The following is a 21,696-nucleotide window of genomic DNA, read 5'->3' as shown; positions in this document are numbered from 1 at the left end:
TGCGGGGCTGGCCAGTCCGGCCCCCATCCAAAGCACAGCGGAGGCAGGCAGATGCTCAGCTACACCGTCCCGGCCGTCACCCAAGCCGAGGCCACCGACTACACCAGCGCGGCCGGCGTCACCCCGCAGCCGGGCCCGGCAGACCTGATCCGTGGCCAGCGCTACATCGCCGCGCGCTTCAACAGCCGGTGGCTCTCGCAGTGGGAGGACGACGTGGTCCCGGAGGCGGTCAAGCACGCCATCATTGAGGCTGCGGTCATCGAGGCCCGCACGCCCGGCGCACTGTCACCCGTCTCGACGCCGGCCACCGACAAGGTGCTGGTCGGCGCGGGAAGGCTGACTTGGGAGCGGGTCAGAGGTGCGTCCGGGCCCGATGCCTACATGCCGCGCTCGGCGATCATCGACGGGCTTCTGGCCGGTCTGGTGCGGTCCGCCATGGGTGGTGTGTCGTTTCTCATGAGGGCCTGATCGGCTCGGTTCTTCTCACAGTTTGGGGGATCACATGGCTGATATCGTTCAACTGCAACAGCCGCAGCCGATGACATGGGTCTGCGAGTGCGGCTGTTCGACCTTCACCCTGCTGTCGGATGGAACAGCGCAATGCGCAGCCTGCGATGCTAACCATGAGGCGCTCGACTCCGGCTGGCTGGACAGGTCTCAGGATCGCCGCACTCCCCATGAGGAGGTCGACACCTTCACCGATGTGCAGGGCAATGGGTCGTTGGAGTTCGCCCGCCGTCGTCTCGCCCGGATCGCTTCCGATGACGACGCAGCGCTGATCGTGGTGGCAAAGCAGGACGGCAGGATCTCCAGCTGGGCCATCGCCGACACCGACGATGAGATCGCGTGGGCCAAGGCACGGCTCGGGGACGCGGCAGACCTGATCGCCAGAAAGCGTGGCGCTGATGGCTGAGGACTGGCAGGCCATCGCAGCCGAGGTGGCTGGCGCGCTTGGTGACGTGGGCTACGGCGCCACCTTGGTGCGCCATACCTGGATCGGCCCCGATCACGACCGCCAGCCCGGCCCCGACCAGCTGATCCCGGTCAAGTTGCTGGGCGACACGCTGGCACTGGGTCTGGTGAACGGCACCTCCATCCGCGCGTCTGATCGGCGCGAGATGATGGCAGCCGCAGGCACTACGCCCACGCCTGCCGACCACCTGCGCATCGGCACCACCAGCTATGCGATCATCCGCTGCGAGCCGTTCGCTCCGGGCGGCATCGCGCTGTACTACGACCTGATCCTGAGGGCCTGACATGGCACGACTGCCGGCTGACATTCAGGACGCTCTGGACAAGCTGGAGCCCGCGATCCGCGACGCCTTCATTGCCGCCATCGACCAGATCACCAGCGCCATTCGCCTCAAGCAGGTCGAGGACATGATCCGCGAGGGCGACATCGAGGGCGCCATCGAGGCGCTGCGGCTGGAGCAAGGCTTCTTCAGCCCGCTCTACGAGGCGCAGCGTGGTTCCTACATGGTGGGCGGCCCAATGGCCCTCGCGCAGACGCGCATCCGCGACCCCTACGACGGCAGCAGCTTCGTGTTCAGCTTCAACGGGCGGCACGACCGCGCCGAGCAATGGATCAGGGATCATTCGTCGCGCCTCATCACCGAGGTGATCGAGGAGCAGAAGGAGCAGGCCCGCATCGTCATCCGGGAGGCGGCCGAGGCGGGGCAGCACCCGCGCGACACCGCCCGCGCCATCGTAGGCCGCGTCGATCCGGCCACCGGCAAGCGCGAGGGCGGGTTCATCGGCCTCGACGGCCGCCGCCAGGGCGTGTTCCGCAAGGTGCTGGACGGCATGACCACACCGGAGGGTGTCCGCGACCTGGTCACTGTTCCGCGCGACGGCAAGCCCCCCTTCGTGACGCTGGAGAGCGTCAACGAGGCGACGAAGCAGCGCATCCTGCGCGCCTACCGCGCCGGGGGGGCTGTGAGCGACGCGGACATCGCCATCAGCCGCAAGCAGCTGCGCAACAAGCTCCTGAAGGATCGGGGCGACACCATCGGGCGGACCGAGGCGCTGAACGGCCTGCGCGCCGGGCGGCATGAGGGCTTCCTGCAGCTGGTCGAGAGCGGCACCGTCCGACAGGATCAGGTGCGCATCCGCTGGCAGGCGACTCTCGACGGGCGGGTGCGTGACAGCCACCGCCACCTGCACGACGAGACGATCAGGATTGGCGAGTTCTTCAACCCTGCCCCGGGAGTGTTCATGCAATACCCCGGCGACCTGCAGCACAGCCCCGGCAATCCGAAAGGGCTGGCGGCCAACGTCATCCAGTGCCGCTGCCTGGCGGTCTACCGGATCAAGTCGGACCTTCTAAATGATTAGGTGACGATGCGTTCTCCCTCTATGGTTGTTTAAGTCAACAGCCAGATCGGAATGTCTCAATGGACGCACGCACGGGCCGCCGGGGCGGAGACGTGAACACGGCGAAGCTTGATGAGCACTCCGTGCGTGACATCAGAAAACGCTTGGCGACTGGAGAGTCCAGCAAAGCGATCGCTTCCGAGTTCGAGATTTCACCGCAACAGGTCTCCGCCATCAAGACCCGACGAAGTTGGGCTTGGGTCGAGTGACGCTGGCCGCCTCAGGGCGGCCTTTTTTATTGGGGTATCAGATGGCAGACCGATCCTTCGCCGCCTCGATCGCGGCCTTCGCCGACAAGACCAAGGCCCAGATGCAGGCGGTCCTTTCGGAGAGCATCCAGGACGTCATGGACATCGCGCAGACCCCGGTCGCCAATGGGGGCCGGATGCCGGTCGATGACGGCCACCTGATCAACAGCGTGGTGACCGAGCTCAACGGCTCGCAGATCGGACAGGCCAGCGATGCGGCAGATACGAGCGGGGCCAGCTCATCGGCCAACATCGCCATGCTGGTCACCCAGATGCAGCCCGGCGACATCGCCAGCATCGGATGGACCGCCGCGCACGCCATGCGCCAGCACGAGGGGTTCGTGGGCGAGGACAGCCTCGGCCGCACCTTCAACCAGGAAGGCAAGCACTGGGTCGACGGCGCCGCCGCCCAGTGGGAGCAGATCGTCGCCCGCAACGTCGAGAGGCTGAAATGAGCGTCGAAGCGATCGAGGCCGCGCTGCGGGAGCGCCTGGCAGAGTTCACCGCCTTGCCCAAGGCATGGCCCAACGAGGACTTCGACCCGAAGGCGCCGGGCAACCTGCCCTATGTCTCCTGCGATCTGGTGAAGGCCGCGACCTCTGATCAGACGCTGGCCGCCACGGCGCCGGAGATGGTCGGCCGGCTGATCGCGACGGTGGTGGTCGCCAAGGGCTCCACGTCCCGCCCGGCCAACCGTCATGCCGATGCCATCGCAGCGCTGTTCCCCGCGGGCGCGCGCTTCGCGGCAGGCACCCAGATGATCACGATCACCCAGCCCCCGCACACGCGCGAGGGCATGAGCGACGGGGTCTATTGGCGCGTCCCTGTCGTGATCCCGTTCCTCGCCGCCTGACAGCCCGTCACGGGCCGCCTGCGGCACACCTGCACACCTTCACCAACCGCCCTGACAAGGGCCCAACCAGCGAAAGGGGCCGCTCATGGCCACTATTGTCAAAACGTCCATGGGCGGCCCCGGTCAGCGGCCCGTGACGGAGGTCACCCTGACCGCAACGAACGTGCTGACCTACGAGCCCGGCACCGGCCAGGTGCTGATCCTGCGCAACCCCACGGCGGGCGCGGTGTCGTCTGTCATCGACGGAGCGGACGGCACCACCGTCAGCTATCCCGGTGCGCCGAACATCTCCGTCGCCGCGGGCTTTGCGGTCGGTGGGATCCCGGCCGGCGGCGTCGTGGCCGTCCCGCTCGACACCATCTCGGCCTACCTGCAGGGCGCCATCAACGTGACCGGCACCGGCCTCGTCGCCGTGCTTCTGGGGAGCTGATCATGGCGAGCATCACAAACAACACCCGTGAGGCGGTGATCCTGCCGACCGGCCACACCGTAGCCCGGCTGGACCGCCTTGAGACCACGAACGCGGTCCTGCGCAGTGCCGACAACGTTCGCACCATCACCACGATGGTCGCGGCCAGGATGATCGACGTCGAGTACGACCCCGACCCGGTCGAGGAGGCCGCCGAGGCCGCCACGTCGGTGATCGATGCGCCGGACCGCAAGCCGTCCCCGCAGATCCCGCTCTCCCCCACCGAACGGGCCGCCGCGCCCGCTGAACCCAAGAAGGACGCCTGATCATGGCACTCATCACCTATATCGGCGCTCTGATCGCCGTATCCGCGGGCGTTCCCGCAACCGTCGACGCGGCAGGCTTCGTCGGCAGGAACTTCACCACGGTCGGCAAGATCACCGAGTGGGGCGAGACGGGCGACCAGTCCGAGGACGTGACCGAGACCACCCTAGCCGGGCGGACCTATCACGCCAACGGCGCCCTGGACGGCGGCTCGATCCCCTTCACCTTCCTGATCGACGGCCCCGATGCCGGGCAGACGATCCTGCGCACGGCCAACAACACCAACGACGAGGTCTCGGTCCGGATCACCGATCCCGACGGCCAGATCATCTACTACCACGGCAAGGTCGCCAACCTGCGCGACCGTGCCCGCAACGCCTCGACCATGAAGGGTCTGAGCGGCGAGTTCCGCGTCAACTCCGGAACGGTCCGCGTCGGCTGATCCGGTCGGCTTCGGCTGATCGGTAAGGGGCGGCGGCTTCGGGTGTGGCCCGCCGACCCATCACCTTACACACCCCATACAAAGGAACACACCATGGATTTTCTGAAGCAATACGACGCGCGCGGCGCGGCCGAGACCGCACGTCCGCTGGAGCTGCGCGATCAGACCACCGGCGAAGTCATCGAGAACAACGGCAAGCCTTGCATCGTCATGGTCAAGGGTGCCTCCAGCCGGGCCGTGCAGGCCGAGCTGCGCCGCGACGAGATGGACCGGGCGAAGAAGGCCAAGGCCGCCGCCAAGACCGGCACGCAGGTCGACACGAACACCGCACAGGATATGCACGAGGCGACCGTGAAGGCCGCGCTGCGCCTGATCGTGGGCTTCGGCAACATGCAGACCACCGGCGAGGACGGTAAGGCACGCGACCTGACCGTCGAGGATGCGCCGGCGCTGCTGGACCTGAACTTCATCAGCATGGCGCACCTGATGCGCGAGAAGGACGTCGAGCACTGGACCAAGCCGAGCTTCGCCCAGCAGGTTCTGGACTTTGCCCAGGATGATGCGGATTTTTTGGCGGCGTCCACGAAGCCCTAGTCCTCTACGCCCGGCAGTTGGCATTCCTGCACGGGACGCCAAAGAGCTGGAAGGAGACGCGGCTGCAGTACGCCCGCAAGAAGGGTCGCGACGTTCAGATGCCACCCGTCGCGGCGGGGGTATACCTGATCGATGCCATGTTCCGGCTCGGCCCGGTTCGCGCAGACGTCAACGGCACCCGTAGCGTGGACTGGACCGAGCTGGACGCCTTCGCGCGCCTGACACGGGCGATCAGCGAACCGTGGGAGGCGGAGGCACTGCACGCGATGTGCGATGCCTATGCAGCCGAACAGGCAGAGGCGGAGGACTCGCTGCGGGATCCGCCGCTGGCGGGGTCGTGGTGGGTCTAGTGTTTTGGGTTCACCTATCGTCGGCTTGGATGACCACTGCCGTTCCCGATGCCACTAACATGACCATTGTGCCGGAGCCCGACAGGTCCACGTAATCGAGATCGACGCCGACTACGGCATTGGCGCCAATAGCGTGAGCCTCGCGCCGAAGCTCTTGAAGCACCGTTTTCCGAGCGTCCCGCATAGTTGATTGCACAGCCTCAGATCGGCCTCCGACAATATTACGAACGCCAGCGAATAAATCCTTGAAGGCGTTCATGCCGAAAGCACATTCGGCAGTAACAATGTCGATGCGGCGAGTAATGATAAAGTCCGTTGTCGCCTCAGTTGTTAGAACAACCGATGCAATAGCCTCTTCTGAAACCTTGTATTCTGAGAAAACTTTAGCCGCTTCATCGGTGCCAAGATCTTGTTCCAGCCTGCGCCGCTCAAGGTAGCGATTGTTGCAGTCGGAGCAGCGTCCGTTGACCTGCTTGAAATAGCTGACCTGAATTCCGCAGTCCGCACATTCCGCCATTATTGCTCCCCCAGTTTCCCCGCACCATCCTGCGGGGCTTTCGTACGTGCGCCAAGGACAATCCCATGAACGAAACTGCCCGCGTTTCCTTAGTCGTAGACTCCTCCAGCCTCGCGCAGGGCGAGAGTGCAATGGATAGCCTCGCACGGACTGGTGGCAAGGTTGAAGACACTCTCAAGGTCAGCGCAAAGGGTATCAAGCAAGCCATGGCGCGGATCTCCGGCGTTATGGGCGGCCTAGATGCTACGATGAAGTCGCTGGAGAGGGCCGTGTCTCAGTCGATGGGGCGTTCGGCGCAGGAGGTGTCGAAGGGTGCCCGGACTTTCGACGACCTGCGCCGCCAGATCGATCCTGCCTATGCCGCAAGCCAGCGCTTTGCTGTGGTTCAGGGTGACCTTGCCCGTATGGTCATCGACGGCAGCGCCTCGCAGCAAGCGGCCAATGCCGTTCTAGAAATTGCCCGAAGCCGATATCTGGGCGTCGCGACGGCAGCGGAAGAGGCTGAGCAAGCTCAGCGTGATCAAGCAGCTGCGGTCGCACAGGCTACGGGGAACTACGAGGCTCTGCGGAACGCTCTGGACCCGGTCTATGCTTCATCAAAGCGATATGAGGCGGCAGTCGAGACTGCTAACACGGCGCTTCGCGCAAAGATTATCACCGAAGGCGAGCATGCCCGGGTCTTGCAGTTGGCGCAGACCCGTTACCTGGGGCTGACCCCTGCTGTTGCCGGCGCATCTGCTGGACTTGCACGGTTTACGCCGCAGATCACCAATGCGTCTTTCCAGCTTCAAGACTTTGCAGTGCAGGTTGCCTCGGGACAGTCCGCTCTGACAGCGTTCACTCAGCAGTTTCCGCAGTTGGCAGGTGCGCTTGGTGTGTCAGGAAAGCTGGCACTGCTGGGCGCTGGCCTTGGCACTGTAGTCGCTATTGGGGCCGCGGTTTTGCCATTGTTCTTGTCTATGGGGAACAGCGCCAAGGCAGCAGAGGATGCGGTCTCCGACCTAAATAGCGCATTCGGCGCCTACAAGTCGGCCATCGACGGCACCAATCTGTCTGTCGAGGATCTGACGACCAAGTTTGGTGCCAATGCAGAGGCAGCGCGCGCTCTGTACCTGGTCATGCGGGACCTTGCCGAATTGGAAATGGTGCAGACCATGAGTGCGGCCATTGCTGCTGCGACCGGTCAGTTCGAAGGCCTTGGGGCCGAGCTTGAGCGGATCAATGCGCTGTCGAAAGCTAGCATTGGCGACTTCGGGGGCATGTCTGCCGCGTCTGGACGTTTGGCAGTGGCGATCGGCAACCTGGCCGACAAATACGGCCTTGGTTATGGGCAGGCGGTCGAACTGAACAAGGCTATGAAAGCCCTAGAGGAGGCCAAGGGCCCGCAAGAACAGGCTCGCGCCGCAGCAGCATTGGTTCAGGAGCTTCGTGAGGCTCAGCGCTCTGGCGCTGCGATCCCCCCGGAGATCATGGCAACCGCTCAGCAACTCGCCCAAGCATCAATGCTCGGCCTTCAGCTGGGTGGAAATTTGGACAATGCAGCAGCCGCAGCTTCGAATGCGGCGGCCGCAGCGCGAAACCTTGCTGCCGCGCTATCCGCGGCTGCTGGTTTTTCGCTTGGCATCGACAACCAGATCGAGGTCATCGGTGCTCGCATTGCTGCCCAGAAGGCTGGTGCCGACGCTGCTATCGCTGGCACCATCAAGCAGATGCAGATTGAGGCCGCCGCGAGCAGAGATCGCCAGATCGCCGCCGGTGTTGACCAGTACAACGCGGAAGCTCTTTACCAGCTAGACTTGGACCGTATCGCCCAGCTGGGTGAAATGACGGCCGAAGAAAAGGCGTTGGCAAAAGCTACGGGCGAAGTCGCGACGGGTCGCAAGGCAGCCGCCAGCGAAGCCGAGAAGGCGTCCAAGAAGGCTGCAAAGGAGGCCGAGAAGCTCAGCGACAACCTGGACAAGGAGGCGCATAAGTGGCGTGAGGTCCTCGACCCGATGGCAAAGTACCGTCGCGAGGCGGCCGAGCTGGCGAAGCTGACCGGGCGCCTGTCACAGGACGAGATGGCTGAGGCGCAGCGCCGGCTGAACATCCAGCTGGCCGACAGCCTGCCCCTGGCGGGCAAGTTCACCGACATCATGACCGAGGGGCTGCTCAGCGGCTTCAAGGGGACGCTCTCCGACATCGGGGACATGCTCAAGTCCTGGCTGGCGCAGATGATCGCCATGGCCGCCAAGAACCGCATCATGATCAGCATGGGTCTGGGCGGTATTCCAGGAGGTGGCGGTGCGCTGTCGTCGGCACTCGGTGCGGCCGGGGCGCCTGTGGGCGGTCTGACCGGCGTCGGAGGCGTTCTGGGCGGCATCGCGTCGCTCGGCACGGCAGCCATGTCCGCCTTTACGGGCGGCCTGCAGGCGGCCATGGGCGGCATCGGGTCGATCACCCAGTACACGTCTCTGATGATGGGTGGCGCGACGACGAGCCTTGCCGGGCTCGCCTCGGCTGCTGGGGCCATCGCCGTTCCCCTGCTGGCGGTCGCCGCGGTGTTCTCCTTCTTCAGGAAGAAGACCAAGGAACTGGACGCCGGTCTGCGCATCACCGTCGACGGCCTGAACACCGCGGTCGACACCTTCCGCAAGACCGAGACGCGCCGGTTCTGGGGCCTGTCGAAGAAGACCCGCACCAGCTACGACCGCGCCGATCAGGAGACCCAGGACGCCCTGTCCAGCATCGTGGGCAACATCCAGACCGGCGTCATGGATGCCGCTGCGGCGCTCGGCTTCGGGGCCGAGACCTTCGCGGGTTTCGCCCACCAGATGACCATCAGCACCAAAGGCATGAGCAAGGAGGATGCGCAGCGCGCCGTCGAGCAGGCCCTCGCGGGTCTCGGCGACGGGTTCGCCGGCATGATCCCCGGCCTCAATGCCCTCCGCAAGGATGGCGAGAGCACCACAGAGGCGCTGAACCGCCTGTCCACGTCGCTGACCGGGGTCAACGGCATCATGGACACCCTCGGGCACCGCTTCCACGCCGTGGGCCTTGCCGGTGCGGATGCGGCGTCCAAGATTGCCGAAGCGTTCGGCGGCCTGGACGCGATGGTGAGTGCCACGCAGCAGTACTACCAGGCATTCTATACCGATGCCGAACGACTGGCCGTCACCACCCGCCAGACTTCTGCTGCGCTGGCGGAGCTCGGCATCGCCATGCCGCAGACCCGCCAAGAGTACCGCCGCATGATCGCGTCCCTGGACCTGACCACCGAGGCGGGCCGCGAGGCCTATGCCGCGCTGATCGGCCTGTCGGGTGCCTTCGACTTGATCCTGCCGCAGATCTCGGGCTTCACCCGGGAGATGACGGCATTGCAGGATCGGGTCGTCGCCTCGATCGGCACCGTCATCGGCGGGCTGTCCGAAGCGATCCGCCTGAACACGTCCGCCGCGGCCGACTGGCGCAAGGCGGGCGACGGCATCCGCGACTACCTGGACAAGCTCCGGGGCACGGCCTCGGCACTGTTCAGCCCTCAGCAGGCGCGCGCCTACAACCAGGCGCTCTACCAGCGTACCTTGAGGCAGGCGAACAGCGGCGATGTGGAGGCGGCGGGGCGTCTGCCCGGCGTGGCCGACAGCTACCTGTCCAGCGTCAACGACATGGCACGGTCCAGGACCGAGTCCGCGCTGGCACAGGCCCGCGTGGCCGTGGCGCTGAGCAAGGTCGCGGTCAGGACCGACACCACCGCGACGGCACTGGAACGGGTCGCGGCGCTGCAACAGCGGCAGGTCGACATCCTGACCGGTGTGCAGAACCACCTGACGGCAGGCAACACTCTGACGCAGGGGGGGATCACGCGCCTTCTGGGTCAGCTGGGCAGCTTGGACGATCGCATCGCGCTGCGGGCCGGCGATGCCCGCACCATCGTCGCGGGCGTCAGCGACGCCCTGGGCAATGCCAATGTCACGGCATCGCTCACGGGCGCGGACGGGCTGCGCGCCAGCATGGGCACGTTGCGCACGTCGCTGGTGGATCTCCGTCAGGCCATCGCGGCCGAGACGGCGCGGAGCGAACGCCAGCGCAAGGTCGCGGCCCTGAACACCTATGTCGGAGGCCTCACGGCCAATGCCGCGGGCAACCACTTCGTGGACGATGCCGATCTCACGGCGATGTCGCGGGCTGCGGGGATCAGCACGGCCGGACTCAACACCAGCCAGATCCGCAACCGGCTGGCGGCCTTCGACGGCGGCGACCTGCTGCGCGGGACGGTCTACGATCCCACGGGCAACCTGGAGCGCAACTACCTGGAGAAGGAGCGCCTGAAGCAGGAGGTCAGCGGCATCTACGGCATCATCCGGCAGATGATGACCCGGTACGGGGTGACCACGGCCAACCCGTTCGTGCTGAACGACAAGGGCGTACGGTCCAATCCGCACACCGGGCACTTCTTCATCAACGGGCGGCACATCACCGACCACAACCACCCGTTCTGGAACACCCTCTGGGGCTCGGGCGGGCTGTGGGCACGGTTCACGTCTGCCGAGACGGCGCTGCGGAACACGCCGGGCTTCGCGACGGGCGGCACCCACCTCGGGGGCCTCCGCATCGTGGGCGAGAACGGTCCGGAACTGGAAGCCACCGGTCCGAGCCGCATCTTCAGCCACCGCCAGAGCCGCGCCATGCTGGACAACAGCGAGATGGTGCGGGAGCTGCGCGCGGTCCGCGCCGAGCTCGCGGAGATGAAGGCGCACGCCCGCGGCACGGCCGAGAGCACGAGGGACACGTTCAAGACGCTGCGGGAGATCAATTCCGTCGGCGTGAAGATCGATCCTGACCAGAACAAGGTAGCAACGTGAAGATCATCGAGCCGTACGACGTCACCCCCGCCATGATGCTGGCCAGCAATGTCCCGGAGACCGACCATCCCGCATGGGTCTCCGGGACGAGCTATGAGAACGGCGCGCGGGTGATCCGGCAGAACGCCATCTGGGAAAGCATCCAGGCGGCCAATATCGGGCATGACCCTCTCACAGATGTGACGTCGCAGTGGTGGTTCCGGATCGGGGCCACCAACCGCTGGCGCGCCTTCGACAACCGGCTTGGCGGGGTCACCCGCCAGCCCGGCAACATTACCTACACGATCCGCCCGCCGCGGACCCTCAACAGCATCGCGTTCTTCGGGCTCGATGCGCAGAGCGTCCGGATCAGGGTCACCACCCCGGGCGCCGTGCTGATCTACGACCAGACCTTCCAGCTCGCCTCGCGCGACCAGGTGGGGACGTTCTGGGAATACATTTACACGCCCTTCACGGTGCGCTCAGACCTGATCCTGACGGGTCTGTCGCTGCCGTCCGGGTCCTCGATCGAGATCACGGTGGCCTCGACCGGCTCGGCCGAGGTCGGCGAGATCATGATCGGCAACCAGATCGAAATCGGCATCTCGCTAATGGGATCGAGCTTGGGCATCGTGGACTATTCCCGGAAAGACCGGGACGAGTTCGGGGGCGTGTTCATCGTCCCGCGCCCGGTCAGCGAGACCGTCCGGTTCCGCTTCTCGGTGCCCTCCGGCGGGGAGGCCCGCGTGCAGCAGATCATCCGGCGGATCACGTCCAAGATCTGCGTCTTCTACGCCATCGAGGGCGAGGACCGGTTCGGGATGACCATCGCGGGCATCCTGCGCGACTACGAGCTGACGATCGGCGCGGGCAAATCCTTCGCCACCATCGACGCGGAAAGCCTCGTCTAACAGCTTCACCCATCATCTCAGGAGCGCCCGTCACCCGGGTGATTTCGCATGGCAATTACCCCACCGCCCACGCCGCCGAACACCGGCAACCCTGCGCAACTGGAGGAGCGGGCAGACGCGTTCTTCGGCTGGTTTCCGACATTCGTCGCGGATTACAACGCCGACCTGCCCCTGCTGCGCGGGAAGACCTATGCCACCCGCGGCGGCACGGCGAACGCGATCACGCTGAACACCGGGGGCGTGGCACTTGCGACGGGCATGCAGGTCCGGTGGCGGGCTGCGGCGGCGAACACCGGTCCGGTCACGATCAACGTCGACGGGCAGGGCGCGATCGAGGCGCGGACCATCACCAACGTCGCACTGCCCGCCGGCTACATCCGCACCGATGCCGACACGGTCGCGACCTATGACGGGACGCGCTGGATCGTGGACCGCCAGATCGAGAACGGATCCAATGCCAACGGGGCGTTCCAGCGCACCGCGGATGGCACGCTGCTGTGCTGGGGATATACTACAACCAGCTCGACGGCAGAGGTGGTCGCTGTCTTTCCCGCCACCTTCGTCACAAGCACCCCGGCCGACGACGTTATGGTGACACTGGGGGTAAACTCCACCAGCACGACCTTTGCGATCTCACCGCGCTTCACCGGCATGAGCACCACCGGCATGAGCGTGTCTGCGTTCAGTGCAGCCACGCAGAACCGCATCGCCACCCGCGTCACCTTCATCGCCGTCGGCCGCTGGTACTGAGGATCACTCTCATGAAGATCACGTTCACCCCGCAACTGCGGGCCGATGCCCTGTCGCTGTCCCTCGATGGCGATGTGCTGACCGTCAACGGTACCGCCTACGACTTCGGCCCGCTTGCCGAGGGTGGCACGCTGCCCCGCGAGGCTGTCGGCTGCCCGCTCCTGGCGTCTGACGTCATCCGCGCGGGCGGTCACATCACGCTGACGCTGATCCTGCCACACGGCAGCGACGCGCCCGAGGAGGCCCGGTTTCCGCAGCCAATCACCGTCACCCGGACCGGGCCGATCCCGCTGCCCGTGACCTATGCCGAGGAGGCGCCCGAATGATCGACTGGAGCCAGCTCGTCACCGCCGAGCAGCAGCAGGAGACGGATCGCCAGGCGCTGCGCGATCTGATCGCGTCCCGCCGCCATGAGGCGATGTGCGCGGGGATCAGCATCGCGGGGATGTCGGTCGCGACCGACGACGTCAGCCAGACCCGTTTTGCCGGAGCCGCCGTCAGCGCCATGCTGGATCCCGGCTATGCCGTCCGATGGAAGACAGGCGACGGGTCGTTCCGGCTGCTGTCCGGTGCCGAGATCATCGCGATCGCCACCGCTGTCCGGGCGCATGTGCAGGCTTGCTACGACCGCGAGGCCAACCTGCTGGCGGCACTGGACGCGGGCGAGCCGGTCGATCCGGACGCAGGCTGGCCCGGCTAGAGCAGCCCGCCCAACCATCGCGACCGCCCCCCTTGCGAGGGGCACAATCACCGAGAGGGGCCATGGCCAACATCATCAAGACCTCCGTCGGGGGGGCCGGTGCGCGGCCCGTCACGGAGATCGTCCTGACTGCCAACGACCTGACCTATGAGCCGGGGGCGGGTCACGTGCTGATCCTGCGCAACCCGACCGCGGCATCGATCGACTGCGTGTTGCGCGGCGCTGACAGCACGACCGTCAACTTCCCCGGCGCGCCGTTCATCTCCGTCGCCGGCGGCTACTCCACGCCCGTCCCGGCCGGTGCCGTCCGCGCCATCCCGCTCGACACCGTGGCTGCCTATCTCAAGGGCCCCGTGACCGTCACCGGCGCAGGCCTGGTCGCGGTGCTGATGCGCGCGGTGAACGGGCGTGGGGCCAGGTCCATCTTCAACGATCCCCCGGCGGCCGTGCCGGGCGAGGTCGTGGTACCGACTGCGCCAGCAGCCTTCGCAACCGGCGACTGGTCGGTGGCGACCGGCCCGGCCCCCAACCAGGTGGTGATCACCATCAACAACCTGCCGAGCGACGGTGGGTCTCCCATCACCGCCCTGCAGTACAGCAACGGTGGCACCTGGACGAACCTGAGCGGCACGGGTGTTGGCCAGTACGTACTCGACATGCCCGCGGCGGGTACCGAATACCCGATGCGGGTCCGGACCCGGAACGCCATCGGGATCAGCGGGCCCGGCGTGACCAAGACCGTGCTGAGCGGCATGGCCGAGACGGCGCCTGCCATGATCGGCGGCGCGTCCATCGGTCAAGCGGGCGCCACCGGAACGATCTACAACGGCTACGTGCTGGCGGATGGCGACGACTTCGACGACATGACCGCCGCCGACTTCCTGACGCCGACCAGCGCCTCCGGCGCCTACATGACCACCCGGCACTACGGCATCCAGTCGACCGCACCGCGCTACCTGCGCGGGGCCGCGAGCCTCGGGGGCTACGAGGCCGACCCGTGGCATACAGGCTTCCTTGACGCGAACCGCGGCGTCGTGCCGGCCAGCTACGCCGACATGATCACGTTCGAGAATGGCATCCTGCGGGCGAAGTCGCGGCGTGCGACGACAGCGGAGCGGGCGCTGATGGGCGCGCTGAACGGCAAGCTGAACCTGTCGTCCATGATCCACATGGGACGCCGCAACATGATGCGCGCGCCGTGCCTGATGGAGATGCGACTGCGCTTCCCCTCCGAGCTGTCGTCCTGGAACCAGTGGCATCCGACCTTCTGGCTGATCCAGTCGCAGCCGGGGAATGGATGGGACGGCCTTGAGCTGGACTGCGAGGGCTTCGCACCCGCGCTGCAGTTCAACCGCAACACCTGGAACAACGGGGTCGGCTCCTATGGCCCGACCCTGGGCAACACCGCGCCGGTCAGCGAGACCGAGTTCCGGGACTATGCGTTCGAAATCCTGCAGGTGGGCGGCGTCTGGCGCGTGCGGCTGTGGGAGAACGGATCGCTGGTGGCCGAAGGCTCGCCCGACTACGGCGGAAACGCGTTCGATCCGTCGCGGCCGTTCCACCTGATGATGACGAACCACATCCTGCAGTCCGGAATCAACCAGGCGATCTTCGATGCGGCCGGGGATGCCGGCGCCGACATCGAGTGCGACTGGTGGCGGGCCTGGCGGCCCAGCACCGGCACGTTCCGCCAGCCGCTGGTCCCGGCGGCCGTGCTGGAGACCCCGTTCAACACGGCGTTCTCCTTCGCGCTGCCGACCCCTCAGCAGGTCTGGGGCAGCGATGTCACAGCCGACGTGATCGAGATGATCCCGAACGAGGACAACACCCCGGCGCAACCCTGGGTGCGCGGCCTACTGCCGCCTTCGGTCACGCGGACCGGGAACACGCTGGCTGGGACGATCGGGGACAATCCCGGCCAGCTGGTCCTCGCCCGCTCGGCGACGCCTGCGCTTGGCGATGGCTGTGTGCCGCAGCCGATCACGATCGCGGTCGGCCCGACCATTCGATGGGCGGACCAGACCTTCATCGAGGGCAGCGCGGTGAGCGTCGAACTGTATGCGCTCTGTGACTGTGGGGATTTGCACATCGGCAAGACCGTCGCGGTGACCGGGCTTGCAGGGTCCGGACTGTCCTACAGCGCAAGCACCGGCCTGCTCACTGGAACACCCGTTCTGGGCTCGTATAGCATCGCCGTGACGGTGACCAACGCACGCGGACAGACCGCGACCCGCAACTTCACCTTGACGGTGAGCGCGGCCGGTTCGGCGATCACCAACTTCACCGATACCTTCGACAGGCCCAACGAGAACCTGGAAGCGTCTCCGTCGTGGGCGCTGCTATCGGGCACCGCAGGCACTGGCGAGGTCGTCTCCAACCGGATGGTCGGGTCTGGGACCGCAAGCGTGACGGCATGCTACCTGTCGCCCGACATGGGCTCCGCCGATCATGCCGTCGAGTTCTCGACGCGATCGAACGGTGCCGGGCCTTATGTCATGTGCCGTTTGACTGCACTGCTGACCGGTATCGGCATCCGCATCGCTGGCAACGTTCTCAGCGTCTGGAAGCTGGTCAACGGGGAGTTCACGCTGATTGCCGACTACAACGTCACCTACGTCGCCGGCATGACCATCCGCCTCGAGGTGATCGGAAGCCAGTTCAGGGTCGCGGTCAACGGGACCAGGGTCACCACAACCTTCGGCACCGAGACCATTCCCGGCACGGATCTTCCGTCCTCCACGCGTCAGGGCCTGAGCCTGCGCACCACCGCGATGACGCTCGAGGATTACAGGACGGAAGCGATCTCCGCTTTCACCATCGTCTGAGCCCTTCGCGAAACCACGCATCCTGAAAACTGTCCAGAAAGGACACTTCATGCCCACCGCTGAAATCGCGGCGCGCCTCGGCGTCATCAATGGCGAGTCCGCGCGTCCCTTCATCAACGCCTTCAAACAGGCCTGGTCCTGGCAGGCCGACCGGGGCGGCGCACAATGGGACCAGCTGGTCGCGGCCGGTCACATGACCCCCGGCGGCCAGCTGATCTCGATCCCGCCGGGCTCGGGCGGGTTCCGTACCCGCCTGTTCCATAACATGCCGGCGGAGGCGGGCGGCTCCGGCCGTCACCGTCTGCGGTGGGACGGGACCTGCACCATTGATCTGCACGGCGCCCGGAACATCACCCGCGTGTCGCCGAACGAGATCCAGTTCGACTTCACCACCAACGGTTCGTCCTGGATCGACCTGATCGTCCGGACCATCGACCAGGCGGGCGGACCGATCGAGAACATCTCGCTGGTGCATCGGGATGACTGGGCCGACGCCGACCGGGGCAAGATCTTCCGTCGGCAGTACCTGACCGAGGTGGCGCCCTATCACGCTCTACGGTTCGATGAGTGGATCGGTATCCTGACGTCGGAGAACCAGGGCGGGCTGCGGATCACGGACTGGGCCAGCCGGGCGCTGCCCACCGACGAGATCTTCCACCGCTTCGTGCCCTACGAGTGGATGGCGGCGCTCTGCCGTGAAGTCGATGCCGACATGTGGCTGTGCCTGCCGACCGCGGCCACTGACGATCACATGCGCCAGTGCGCAGCCCTGATCCGCGACCTGATGCCCGCGCCGCGGCAGGTCTATGTCGAGTACAGTACCAAGACCTGGGATTTCTCAGGTACCCCGCAGGCCCACTACTGCGCCGCCCGGGGCCGCGAGGCCTTCGGCACCAGCACCGGGTCCGAGTTCCGGAACTGGTACGGCATGCGGTCGGTGCAGATGGCGCAGATCTGGCGCCGTGTCTGGGGCGGCGACGAGCGGTTGCACACCGTGGTCCAGCACCAAGCGGACTGGGTCGGCGGCGAGGCCGACATCCTGCTGGCGCCGCTGTGGCGGGACCGCAGCGGGACGCGGGGTCTTCCGGTCTACGTTGCGCCGCACTCGGTGATCGACATGCTGACCGTGCACGCGCAGATCGACGGCGGCATGGCCTATGGCGGCCGGGCCTCGCAGCTGGAGGGCTGGCGTACCTCCCTGTCACAGGGCGCGGCCTTCGACCGGATCCGCGACCAGCTGCTGACGGGCAACGCTTGGGGTGCAGACCGCACGGTCCGCAGCCTGGTGCCCAAGTGGCGGCACTACCGCACCGAGGCGTCGAAGTACGGCATGGAGCTGGGCGCCTACGAGGTCGGCAACCACATGAACGGCGTCGGCGGCAGCACAGCCCTGCGCGCCTTCATCCACGCCTTCGCGGTCAGCCCGCAAATGGGCGAGGTCTATGCCGCGACCTTCGCCGCTCTCGATGCCGCAGGCTTCGACGGGCCGCTGGCCATGTCGGTCGAATGCCGGATGCCCGACCAGAACATCTGCCACGGCCTGCAGCGCTGGCTGGGCGACCGGAACCCGGCTTGGGTCGCCGTGCGGACGCTGATCGACGATGTGCCCGTCACGGCCCCCGAGCCCGCTCCTGTGCCGGTCCCGGAGCCTGACCCGGTGCCAACGCCTACCCCGGACCCCGCTCCGGAACCAACCCCCGAGGAACTCGACATGGCCGAACGCCAACTGCTGACTGCCCTTCTGAGCCTGCTGAAGGAGGGCGTGAGCCTGCTGGAGGCCCATCTGGAGGCCGAACCGGCAACACCGGTCCCGACGCCTGCTCCGGAGCCGACGCCTGCTCCTGTGCCGGTTCCCGCGCCGCATCCGACACCCGCGCCGAGCAAGATGCTGCCCAGCTTCCGCCATGTGCAGGATTTCGGGATTGACCGCGCACTGGACTTCGATTGGAACAACCCGAACATGCACATCTACCTGCCGAACTGGTCGGGTGGCGATACCGGCAATGGCGTCGGGGGCAGCGTCGGCACGCCTGCCATGATCGACTACAACGCCGACAAGTCCGTGACACTGCGGGCCGGCATGGTCGATGGACGCTGGCGCACCGGGGCGTTGCAGGTGAACCGTTCTCGGGCACCTCGCGGCAAGTGGGGCGCTGTCGTCACCAGTCACACCGACAAGGCGGTCAACGCGTTCTTCGTCCATGCGAGCAACGGCAAGGAACTGGACTTCGAACTGGTGAAGCGTAACGGCGTGATCGGTTGGGCACCTGCCGTTCACATGCCGCGCCAGGGCGGCGGTCGTGCATCGTCGGACAAGCGGCAGATGGCCTTGGGGCCGTTCACGCCCGGCGTTCAGCAGCGGCTTGTCACGGAACTGTTCGCCGACAAGTGCGACTTCTACATCGACGGCGTGCTGTTCGAGACGATCCGTCCCGCCGACATGGCCGACGGTTTCATCTGGGATACGACCACCGACGCCTATGCCATGGCGACGATCGAGCGGCATCGTTCTTCGGCAGGCTGGTCCGCTGCCGACTACGCTGAGCCGAGCAGCATGACCGTTCACGGCTTTCTTCTGCCCTCGATGCCTTGAGGCAAAGAAAAGGGCCTCGCCTTCTGGCGAGACCCTATTGGTAATTCCGGCACTGGTTACAAATACGTCTGCACAACTTGCTGCATTGCAGAACCGTTCCGTACATTTTGCTTTAATATGTCTGGTTGGTCAGGCAGCCACCCCTCCCAGAACCACTGCCCAACCGAAGGCGAACGTAGCGCCATTATCAGCCCTGCGCGCCTGTCTAAATTGGCACATGGTTACCGGCGAAAGAACGGCCCCCGGAAGGGGTTTCCGGGGGCCTCCGCAAGACGCCGATACACCCGCCTAATATAGGCTGAGTGGGGGATAACCCCGGCTATCGGACACGTCTGGCGTTCGAATTTGCACATCGCGCATCCGTGAACATAGCACGATAAATCCGGCTGTCTGTACCGATTTGTTCAATAACCCTAACCCCGCCGCGTGCGGACTTTTTATGCCCGGCTTCGGGCCTTCACCGATCCGGCTTCGCCGGTACTGAAAGGATGTCTAATGGCGAAGATTGAAGGTGGCATCACCTGGGGGAACGTCTGGTCGATCGGCGCGACGCTGATCGCCGTGGCTGTTTCCTATGCAACCCTGCAGGCGGGGCTGCTGGAGGGCCAGCGCGAGATGAAGCGCATCGAGCTGCAAGGTGGCCAAGCGACACAGGAACTGCGGCTGACCCACGAAAAACAGCTGACCGACATCCGCGCTGACCTGGTCACGCATCGCCGGTCCATCCAGCAGCTGGAGATCTCGGACGCCCGCAACAGTGAACGTTACGAGGCGCTGGCCCGGTCGATGGATGAACTGAAGGCCGCACAACGCGAGACGAACGACCTGTTGCGCCAGATCACGAGTACGGCGCGTCAGGGCGACGGCTGAGCGATCAAGGCGGCGGTCCTGCACGCGGGAAACTGCGGGTCAGACAGTTACCCCTCCCAAAGCTGCTGTCTGACCAGCGCTAATTGTATCGCCAATTGCTGCTCGGAGCGCCTGTCTATATCGGCAGGTGCGGTCCCCAAAAAGCGAGCGGCCCCCGGAGGGGTCCGGGGGCCTCCGCAAGGTACAGATCCACCCGCCTAATATAGGCTGGGTGAGGGATAACCCCGGCTATCGGATACGCCTGGCGTCTGGATTGTGCATATCGTGCAAATGTGACGCTAACATGATTTCGCAGCCTGTCATCACAATTTTTTCGGAAACCCCGCCCCGCCATCGTGCGGGGCTTTTTCATGTCCACACCCCGAGGAGGCAGCCATGCCACACTTCCCGATCAAGTTTATCGTGCTGCACTACAGCGCGACCTATCCCGACCAGGATTACGGCGTGGCCGACATCCGCAAGATGCACCTCGCGCGCGGGTTCAATGACGTCGGCTATCACTATGTGATCCGGCGCAGCGGCGCCGTCGAAAACGGCAGGGCGGACACTACTGCTGGCGCGCACGTCGCGGGCCACAATACCGGCAGCCTAGGCATCTGCTGCATTGGCGGCATCGAGCGGGCCACCGGCCCCAATGTCGGTGTCGACAACCGGACCGAGGCACAGAAGGCCGCGACGGTGAAGCTGGTCCGCGAGCTGCTGGCCAAGCATCCCGGTGCCCAGGTCGTCGGCCACCGGGATCTGGGCGCGACCCAGTGCCCCGGCTTCGACGTGCGCAGCTGGTGGGCCGCGGCCAACGCACGGCCGCCGGTTGTGGACAGCATCCCGGCGAAGCCTCTGCCCTCCCCATCCACCCCCGTCGCCACCGGACCCGCCAAGGCCGCCATCTACATCCTCGCCGCGCTGGCTGCTGCCGCGCTGGCCTTCTTCGGAGTGAAATGACCATGAATCCGCTGATGCTCTTCAAGACCCTTCGCGATCTGTCGGCGCTAATCGAGCAGGCGAACCGTCTGGCCGGGCCGGACAAGCGCTGGTCGCTGGCTTTTACCAACCGCTCGTTCATCGTGGCCTGTGTAGCCTTTGTGGCAGCCGCCGCGCTGATGATCGGCCTGCCGTTTCCGATGCCGATCGATGTCACGGCGGAGACGGTCTACGCCGTGATCACCGTGGCAGGCCTGCTGTGGGCTGGCATGGAGCGCATGCTCGGCAAGACCCGAGCGGTCTGGAACAGGAAGCAGGCCGTCGAGGCCCTGACGGAGGCCGATGCTCTGACCGCAGCGCTGAACAAGGTGCCGGGGGTAGCCGCGCATCCGGCGCGCTGAACCAGAAAGTCTTGCGTGAAGTTCTTCTTTCGTTCTAATCGACCGGAAGGAGACAACCATGCCTCGCCACCGAATCCACGAGCCGATCTTTCCTGAGAACCGAGCCCTCTACATCATCTGGTGCGAGGAGTGGCAGGGTGATCGATACTCTCTGGCGGCCGGGCATCTAAGCGCCATGCTCGCGGCGTGGGATGCGATGGCCGACTATTCGCCGCGCGATCGGCTCCTCCTTCAGTTCGGCAGCCGAGTTCTTCGCATGCGAGAACCGGAATGACCGCGCACTGGACTCGCAAGATTACCTTCGGAGCCGATGCTAATGATTGGGTCGTTCTACGGGATGGCCTGGTCGTCGGTCGCGTTATGTTGGACGACCAGCAGAGTAGCCGCCTTGGCCAAGATCAGTGGGCGTGGTCGGTCATCACCATGCCCTCAGAGAACGGCTATCCGGATTCGATAGAAGCAGCGCTGGAGGAGATTCGCGCTCGAGCCTCTGATAAGTGGGGGCATAAGCCTCATGGCTGCCGGATAACCTACATAAATTTGTCCCACGCTCAGGTTTGGCGTGGGACAAATCAGATCAAAGCTAGCTCGTTAATGCTGGCGGTTGACGTAAGGATCTTGCTCGGAACAGTGCGTACACTAAGCGCGCTCAAAGCAATTTAGCTGCCGACCCGCGAACCACAGATCAGCCTCTTAATCATATTGGAACATAAACTGAAGGAATGCTTCGCTTAGGTTGCAACGTGATCATCAAACGAAAAGGAACTGATCGACTTCAACAGTTTGATCTGCAAA

General features: G+C 65.4%; 23 protein-coding genes. 22 read left to right on the top strand and 1 reads right to left on the bottom strand.

The genetic code is table 11. From position 1 onward, the window contains the following. The first annotated feature begins 51 nt into the window (after positions 1–51). The 11 genes from TW83_RS09075 (at position 52) to TW83_RS09025 (ending at position 5,593) form a co-directional block, all read left to right on the top strand. Positions 52–468, top strand: coding sequence for a hypothetical protein (locus TW83_RS09075; protein ID WP_045982450.1), 417 nt, complete (start codon positions 52–54; stop codon positions 466–468). 34 nt (positions 469–502) lie between these two features. After that, positions 503–913: a hypothetical protein gene (locus TW83_RS09070; RefSeq protein ID WP_157001470.1), complete on the top strand. Its 411-nt coding sequence runs from the start codon at positions 503–505 to the stop codon at positions 911–913. Continuing rightward, entirely contained in the window at positions 906–1,256 is a 351-nt protein-coding gene (locus TW83_RS09065) for a hypothetical protein (RefSeq protein ID WP_157001468.1), read from the top strand. The genes TW83_RS09070 and TW83_RS09065 overlap by 8 nt, the downstream gene beginning before the upstream one ends. 1 nt (position 1,257) lies before the next feature. Further along, positions 1,258–2,334: a phage minor head protein gene (locus TW83_RS09060; protein WP_045982447.1), complete on the top strand. Its 1,077-nt coding sequence runs from the start codon at positions 1,258–1,260 to the stop codon at positions 2,332–2,334. A 289-nt stretch (positions 2,335–2,623) separates the two neighbouring features. After that, positions 2,624–3,076 carry a hypothetical protein gene (locus TW83_RS21105; protein WP_045982446.1) on the top strand — a complete coding sequence of 151 codons (453 nt, stop codon included), beginning with the start codon at positions 2,624–2,626 and terminating at the stop codon, positions 3,074–3,076. Next, the gene (locus TW83_RS09050) at positions 3,073–3,474 is read left to right on the top strand and encodes a phage tail terminator-like protein (RefSeq protein WP_045982445.1); all 402 of its coding nucleotides are present in this window, start codon (positions 3,073–3,075) and stop codon (positions 3,472–3,474) included. Before TW83_RS21105 ends, TW83_RS09050 begins: the two co-directional genes overlap by 4 nt. A gap of 85 nt (positions 3,475–3,559) precedes the next feature. After that, positions 3,560–3,904 (top strand): hypothetical protein, encoded by a 345-nt coding sequence (locus TW83_RS09045; protein WP_157001464.1) that lies wholly within the window; start codon positions 3,560–3,562, stop codon positions 3,902–3,904. Positions 3,905–3,906: 2 nt separating this feature from the next. Then, positions 3,907–4,209 carry a hypothetical protein gene (locus TW83_RS19330; RefSeq protein ID WP_052714786.1) on the top strand — a complete coding sequence of 101 codons (303 nt, stop codon included), beginning with the start codon at positions 3,907–3,909 and terminating at the stop codon, positions 4,207–4,209. A 2-nt stretch (positions 4,210–4,211) separates the two neighbouring features. Further along, positions 4,212–4,649: a hypothetical protein gene (locus TW83_RS09035; RefSeq protein ID WP_045982442.1), complete on the top strand. Its 438-nt coding sequence runs from the start codon at positions 4,212–4,214 to the stop codon at positions 4,647–4,649. 93 nt (positions 4,650–4,742) lie between these two features. Further along, on the top strand, positions 4,743–5,243 hold the full coding sequence (locus tag TW83_RS09030; RefSeq protein WP_045982441.1) for a hypothetical protein: 501 nt from the start codon (positions 4,743–4,745) through the stop codon (positions 5,241–5,243). 17 nt (positions 5,244–5,260) lie between these two features. Continuing rightward, positions 5,261–5,593: a hypothetical protein gene (locus TW83_RS09025; protein ID WP_157001462.1), complete on the top strand. Its 333-nt coding sequence runs from the start codon at positions 5,261–5,263 to the stop codon at positions 5,591–5,593. Between the two features lie 10 nt (positions 5,594–5,603). Here TW83_RS09025 and TW83_RS09020 read toward each other — a convergent pair whose 3' ends face one another. After that, a complete protein-coding gene (locus TW83_RS09020) occupies positions 5,604–6,110 on the bottom strand; it encodes a heavy metal-binding domain-containing protein (RefSeq protein WP_045982439.1) in 507 nt (168 codons plus the stop codon). 65 nt (positions 6,111–6,175) lie between these two features. Here TW83_RS09020 and TW83_RS19325 point away from each other — a divergent pair, with 65 nt between their 5' ends. The 11 genes from TW83_RS19325 (at position 6,176) to TW83_RS08965 (ending at position 21,175) form a co-directional block, all read left to right on the top strand. Next, positions 6,176–10,951, top strand: coding sequence for a hypothetical protein (locus TW83_RS19325; protein ID WP_052714784.1), 4,776 nt, complete (start codon positions 6,176–6,178; stop codon positions 10,949–10,951). Then, a complete protein-coding gene (locus tag TW83_RS09010) occupies positions 10,948–11,841 on the top strand; it encodes a hypothetical protein (RefSeq protein WP_045982438.1) in 894 nt (297 codons plus the stop codon). Before TW83_RS19325 ends, TW83_RS09010 begins: the two co-directional genes overlap by 4 nt. A gap of 48 nt (positions 11,842–11,889) precedes the next feature. Then, positions 11,890–12,591: a hypothetical protein gene (locus tag TW83_RS09005; RefSeq protein WP_045982437.1), complete on the top strand. Its 702-nt coding sequence runs from the start codon at positions 11,890–11,892 to the stop codon at positions 12,589–12,591. An 11-nt stretch (positions 12,592–12,602) separates the two neighbouring features. Beyond that, entirely contained in the window at positions 12,603–12,917 is a 315-nt protein-coding gene (locus TW83_RS09000; protein WP_045982436.1) for a hypothetical protein, read from the top strand. Next, positions 12,914–13,291 carry a DUF4376 domain-containing protein gene (locus TW83_RS08995; protein ID WP_052714782.1) on the top strand — a complete coding sequence of 126 codons (378 nt, stop codon included), beginning with the start codon at positions 12,914–12,916 and terminating at the stop codon, positions 13,289–13,291. The genes TW83_RS09000 and TW83_RS08995 overlap by 4 nt, the downstream gene beginning before the upstream one ends. A 62-nt stretch (positions 13,292–13,353) precedes the next feature. Continuing rightward, positions 13,354–16,116 (top strand): putative Ig domain-containing protein, encoded by a 2,763-nt coding sequence (locus TW83_RS08990; protein WP_045982435.1) that lies wholly within the window; start codon positions 13,354–13,356, stop codon positions 16,114–16,116. 49 nt (positions 16,117–16,165) lie between these two features. After that, a complete protein-coding gene (locus tag TW83_RS08985; RefSeq protein ID WP_045982434.1) occupies positions 16,166–18,709 on the top strand; it encodes a hypothetical protein in 2,544 nt (847 codons plus the stop codon). Between the two features lie 495 nt (positions 18,710–19,204). After that, positions 19,205–19,579: a hypothetical protein gene (locus TW83_RS08980; protein ID WP_045982433.1), complete on the top strand. Its 375-nt coding sequence runs from the start codon at positions 19,205–19,207 to the stop codon at positions 19,577–19,579. 375 nt (positions 19,580–19,954) lie between these two features. Next, the gene (locus TW83_RS08975; protein ID WP_071209478.1) at positions 19,955–20,521 is read left to right on the top strand and encodes an N-acetylmuramoyl-L-alanine amidase; all 567 of its coding nucleotides are present in this window, start codon (positions 19,955–19,957) and stop codon (positions 20,519–20,521) included. Positions 20,522–20,523: 2 nt separating this feature from the next. Beyond that, the gene (locus tag TW83_RS08970; RefSeq protein ID WP_045982432.1) at positions 20,524–20,901 is read left to right on the top strand and encodes a hypothetical protein; all 378 of its coding nucleotides are present in this window, start codon (positions 20,524–20,526) and stop codon (positions 20,899–20,901) included. Between the two features lie 58 nt (positions 20,902–20,959). Then, positions 20,960–21,175 (top strand): hypothetical protein, encoded by a 216-nt coding sequence (locus tag TW83_RS08965; RefSeq protein WP_045982431.1) that lies wholly within the window; start codon positions 20,960–20,962, stop codon positions 21,173–21,175. Positions 21,176–21,696: the final 521 nt, after the last annotated feature.

The organism is Paracoccus sp. S4493 (genome assembly GCF_000967735.1).
Taxonomy (GTDB): Bacteria; Pseudomonadota; Alphaproteobacteria; order Rhodobacterales; family Rhodobacteraceae; genus Paracoccus; species Paracoccus marcusii.
Note: the sequence above shows the minus strand (reverse complement) of the source record. Positions and strands in the feature narration are given on the sequence as shown.